3 rRNA genes are annotated in these 5489 nt (G+C 54.6%); all 3 read right to left on the reverse strand.

What is annotated here, in order from left to right:
• Position 1 precedes the first annotated feature (1 nt).
• A 5S ribosomal RNA gene (gene rrf, locus ACIQJ5_RS17395) occupies positions 2-118 on the reverse strand.
• A 125-nt stretch (positions 119-243) separates the two neighbouring features.
• Positions 244-3344, reverse strand: a 23S ribosomal RNA gene (locus ACIQJ5_RS17400).
• Between the two features lie 393 nt (positions 3345-3737).
• A 16S ribosomal RNA gene (locus ACIQJ5_RS17405) occupies positions 3738-5260 on the reverse strand.
• Together the 16S, 23S and 5S rRNA genes form the textbook arrangement of a ribosomal RNA operon.
• Positions 5261-5489: the final 229 nt, after the last annotated feature.

Consider the following 5489-nt stretch of genomic DNA (forward strand, 5'->3'; position numbering starts at 1 on the left):
AGTCCGGCGGTGTCCTACTCTCCCACAGGGTCCCCCCTGCAGTACCATCGGCGCTGAGAGGCTTAGCTTCTGGGTTCGGAATGTGACCAGGCGTTTCCCTCTCGCTATGGCCGCCGAAACACTATTGATGTTTCAATCAGCACAACGAGCATTGATCGTCGTGTGTTCTCGACCGTACATCGAGAACCACTCAGTGGACGCAAGCAAAAGTTCATGTCACCCACCCCAAAAAAGGGGGGGGTGTTTATCAAGTCATCGGCTTATTAGTACCAGTCAGCTACACGCATTACTGCGCTTCCACATCTGGCCTATCAACCCAGTAGTCTGGCTGGGAGCCTCTCACCCGAAGGTATGGAAATCTCATCTTGAGGCCGGCTTCCCGCTTAGATGCTTTCAGCGGTTATCCATCCCGAACGTAGCTAACCAGCGGTGCTCTTGGCAGAACAACTGGCACACCAGAGGTTCGTCCAACCCGGTCCTCTCGTACTAGGGTCAGATCCTCTCAAATTTCCTACGCGCGCAGCGGATAGGGACCGAACTGTCTCACGACGTTCTAAACCCAGCTCGCGTACCGCTTTAATGGGCGAACAGCCCAACCCTTGGGACCTACTCCAGCCCCAGGATGCGACGAGCCGACATCGAGGTGCCAAACCATGCCGTCGATATGGACTCTTGGGCAAGATCAGCCTGTTATCCCCGAGGTACCTTTTATCCGTTGAGCGACAGCGCTTCCACAAGCCACTGCCGGATCACTAGTCCCGACTTTCGTCCCTGCTCGACTTGTCAGTCTCACAGTCAAGCTCCCTTGTGCACTTACACTCGACACCTGATTGCCAACCAGGTTGAGGGAACCTTTGGGCGCCTCCGTTACTTTTTGGGAGGCAACCGCCCCAGTTAAACTACCCACCAGGCACTGTCCCTGAACCGGATTACGGTCCGAAGTTAGATATCCAGAGTGACCAGAGTGGTATTTCAACAACGACTCCACACCCACTAGCGTGAATGCTTCACAGTCTCCCACCTATCCTACACAAGCCACACCAAACACCAATACCAAGCTGTAGTAAAGGTCACGGGGTCTTTCCGTCCTGCTGCGCGTAACGAGCATCTTTACTCGTATTGCAATTTCGCCGAGTTCGCGGTTGAGACAGTTGGGAAGTCGTTACGCCATTCGTGCAGGTCGGAACTTACCCGACAAGGAATTTCGCTACCTTAGGATGGTTATAGTTACCACCGCCGTTTACTGGGGCTTAAATTCTCAGCTTCGCCTTACGGCTAACCGGTCCTCTTAACCTTCCAGCACCGGGCAGGCGTCAGTCCGTATACATCGTCTTGCGACTTAGCACGGACCTGTGTTTTTAGTAAACAGTCGCTACCCACTAGTCTCTGCGGCCACCAAACGCTTTCGGAGCAAGTCCTAATACGCCGATGGCCCCCCTTCTCCCGAAGTTACGGGGGCATTTTGCCGAGTTCCTTAACCACGATTCTCTCGATCTCCTTGGTATTCTCTACCTGACCACCTGAGTCGGTTTGGGGTACGGGCAGCTGGAACCTCGCGTCGATGCTTTTCTCGGCAGCATAGGATCACCCACTTGATACGCATCGTGTCTCAGCCTCTACGAGTGACGGATTTGCCTATCACTCAGCCTACGCACTTGCACAGCGACAACCATCGCGCTGCTGGGCTACCTTCCTGCGTCACACCTGTTAATACGCTAACCGCACCAGAACGGGGTCGTACGCTAGGCCTCACGCCATCACCCGAAGGATCCGGTCATGAGGATTCAGATACTTAGCACTACTGGATTAGCTTGGGCGGTTCTTCGCCGGTACGGGAATATCAACCCGTTGTCCATCGACTACGCCTGTCGGCCTCGCCTTAGGTCCCGACTTACCCAGGGAAGATTAGCTTGACCCTGGAACCCTTGGTCTTTCGGAGGACGTGTTTCTCACACGTCATTCGCTACTCATGCCTGCATTCTCACTCGTGTAGCGTCCACGGCTGGATCACTCCGCCGCTTCACTCGCCACACGACGCTCTCCTACCCATCAACACGGCTGGACCACGAAGGCCTACCAAAAATGTCAATGCCACAACTTCGGTGGCGTGCTTGAGCCCCGTTACATTGTCGGCGCGGAATCACTTGACCAGTGAGCTATTACGCACTCTTTCAAGGGTGGCTGCTTCTAAGCCAACCTCCTGGTTGTCACAGCAACTCCACATCCTTTTCCACTTAGCACGCGCTTAGGGACCTTAGATGGTGGTCTGGGTTGTTTCCCTCTCGACTATGAAGCTTATCCCCCACAGTCTCACTGCTGCGCTCTCACTTACCGGCATTCGGAGTTTGGCTGACGTCAGTAACCTTGTAGGGCCCATCGGCCATCCAGTAGCTCTACCTCCGGCAAGAAACACGCAACGCTGCACCTAAATGCATTTCGGAGAGAACCAGCTATCACGAAGTTTGATTGGCCTTTCACCCCTATCCACAGCTCATCCCCTCAGTTTTCAACCTAAGTGGGTTCGGTCCTCCACGACGTCTTACCGTCGCTTCAACCTGGCCATGGATAGATCACTTCGCTTCGGGTCTAGGACACGCGACTGAATCGCCCTATTCAGACTCGCTTTCGCTACGGCTACCCCACACGGGTTAACCTCGCCACGTATCACTAACTCGCAGGCTCATTCTTCAAAAGGCACGCTGTCACACCTACCAGGGGTGCTCCAACGGTTTGTAAGCAAACGGTTTCAGGTACTATTTCACTCCCCTCCCGGGGTACTTTTCACCTTTCCCTCACGGTACTTGTCCGCTATCGGTCATCTGGGAGTATTTAGGCTTATCAGGTGGTCCTGACAGATTCACACGGGATTTCTCGGGCCCCGTGCTACTTGGGATACTCTCCACGCCAGCACACGCATTTCGACTACGGGGTTGGCACCCTCTATGACTGGCCTTTCAAAACCATTCGTCTATACGCTGCTGTCACGTCGAAGTCTCGGCAGAAACTTCCGGTGAGTCCCACAACCCCCAACGTGCAACGCCTGCCGGCTATCACACACGCAAGGTTTAGCCTGATCCGGTTTCGCTCGCCACTACTAACGGAATCGCGGTTGCTTTCTCTTCCTGTGGGTACTGAGATGTTTCACTTCCCCACGTTCCCTCTACCCGCCCTATATATTCAGGCGGGAGTCACTAGGTCGCACAAACGCCCAGCGGGGTTTCCCCATTCGGACACCCTCGGATCAAAACTTGCTTATCAGTTCCCCGAGGCTTATCGCAGATTGCTACGTCCTTCTTCGGCTCCAGATGCCAAGGCATCCACCGTTTGCTCTTAAAGACTTGAATACATGAGTTAAGAAATAATCAGATCTAATGATCATCAAAATTTCAGATCACCCGCATGAACCCGAAGGCCCATACGAATCATCTTTAAGATGCTCGCGTCCACTGTGTAGTTCTCAAAGTACGGGCGGTACCCCCCGCGCCCACAGCAAAGCCGCAGACAACAGAAGGCCCAGAGGAACAGAAGCCAATCCCGAAAGATCGACACCCGGTCCCTCAGGACCCAACAGCGTGCAGGCACCCAACCCTCCAGCGTCCCGTTCCAACAGCAAGCTGCGTACTAGAAACCACTCTCGGCCTGAATGCCATGTCAAATGTTCCACCCATGAGCTCCGGTCAGACACATTCGGTCTGAATCCGGCTCTGTCGGTCCCGAAGAACCGCAGTGCTCCTTAGAAAGGAGGTGATCCAGCCGCACCTTCCGGTACGGCTACCTTGTTACGACTTAGTCCTAATTACCGATCCCACCTTCGACGGCTCCCTCCACAAGGGTTAGGCCACCGGCTTCAGGTGTTACCGACTTTCATGACTTGACGGGCGGTGTGTACAAGACCCGGGAACGTATTCACCGCAGCGTTGCTGATCTGCGATTACTAGCGACTCCGACTTCATGAGGTCGAGTTGCAGACCTCAATCCGAACTGGGACCGGCTTTTTGGGATTCGCTCCACCTCACGGTATTGCAGCCCTTTGTACCGGCCATTGTAGCATGCGTGAAGCCCAAGACATAAGGGGCATGATGATTTGACGTCATCCCCACCTTCCTCCGAGTTGACCCCGGCGGTATCCCATGAGTTCCCACCATAACGTGCTGGCAACATAGAACGAGGGTTGCGCTCGTTGCGGGACTTAACCCAACATCTCACGACACGAGCTGACGACAACCATGCACCACCTGTATACGAGTGTCCAAAGAGTCCTCTGTTTCCAGAGTGTTCTCGTATATGTCAAGCCTTGGTAAGGTTCTTCGCGTTGCATCGAATTAATCCGCATGCTCCGCCGCTTGTGCGGGTCCCCGTCAATTCCTTTGAGTTTTAGCCTTGCGGCCGTACTCCCCAGGCGGGGAACTTAATGCGTTAGCTGCGTCACGGAATCCGTGGAATGGACCCCACAACTAGTTCCCAACGTTTACGGGGTGGACTACCAGGGTATCTAAGCCTGTTTGCTCCCCACCCTTTCGCTCCTCAGCGTCAGTTACGGCCCAGAGATCTGCCTTCGCCATCGGTGTTCCTCCTGATATCTGCGCATTCCACCGCTACACCAGGAATTCCAATCTCCCCTACCGCACTCTAGTCTGCCCGTACCCACTGCAGGCCCGAGGTTGAGCCTCGGGATTTCACAGCAGACGCGACAAACCGCCTACGAGCTCTTTACGCCCAATAATTCCGGATAACGCTTGCGCCCTACGTATTACCGCGGCTGCTGGCACGTAGTTAGCCGGCGCTTTTTCTGCAGGTACCGTCACTTTCGCTTCTTCCCTGCTAAAAGAGGTTTACAACCCGAAGGCCGTCATCCCTCACGCGGCGTTGCTGCATCAGGCTTTCGCCCATTGTGCAATATTCCCCACTGCTGCCTCCCGTAGGAGTCTGGGCCGTGTCTCAGTCCCAGTGTGGCCGGTCACCCTCTCAGGCCGGCTACCCGTCGACGCCTTGGTGAGCCATTACCTCACCAACAAGCTGATAGGCCGCGAGCCCATCCCAGACCAAAAAATCTTTCCAGACAATGACGATGCCGTCTTGTCTCGTATCCGGTATTAGACGCCGTTTCCAGCGCTTATCCCAGAGTCCGGGGCAGGTTGCTCACGTGTTACTCACCCGTTCGCCACTGATCCACAGAGCAAGCTCTGCTTCACCGTTCGACTTGCATGTGTTAAGCACGCCGCCAGCGTTCATCCTGAGCCAGGATCAAACTCTCCGTGAAAAAACAGCTGCAACACCCCCACCGGAATAGGCAGAAAGCATTGCGAGTTTGAAACTGACCAAAAAAGGATGTCAAAACTGACAACCATAAATTGATCCAAAGGAATCTCCCACCCCAAAAAGGGGTGACGAGGTTATTTGGCATTTGACAAGTGCACGCTGTTGAGTTCTCAAGGATCGGATGCTCCCACACACCACCCACACGGGGCTTAGCTGCGGGGCAACTTCTC

This window comes from Microbacterium sp. GXS0129 (assembly GCF_044769785.1).
Lineage (GTDB): Bacteria > Actinomycetota > Actinomycetes > Actinomycetales > Microbacteriaceae > Microbacterium > Microbacterium nymphoidis.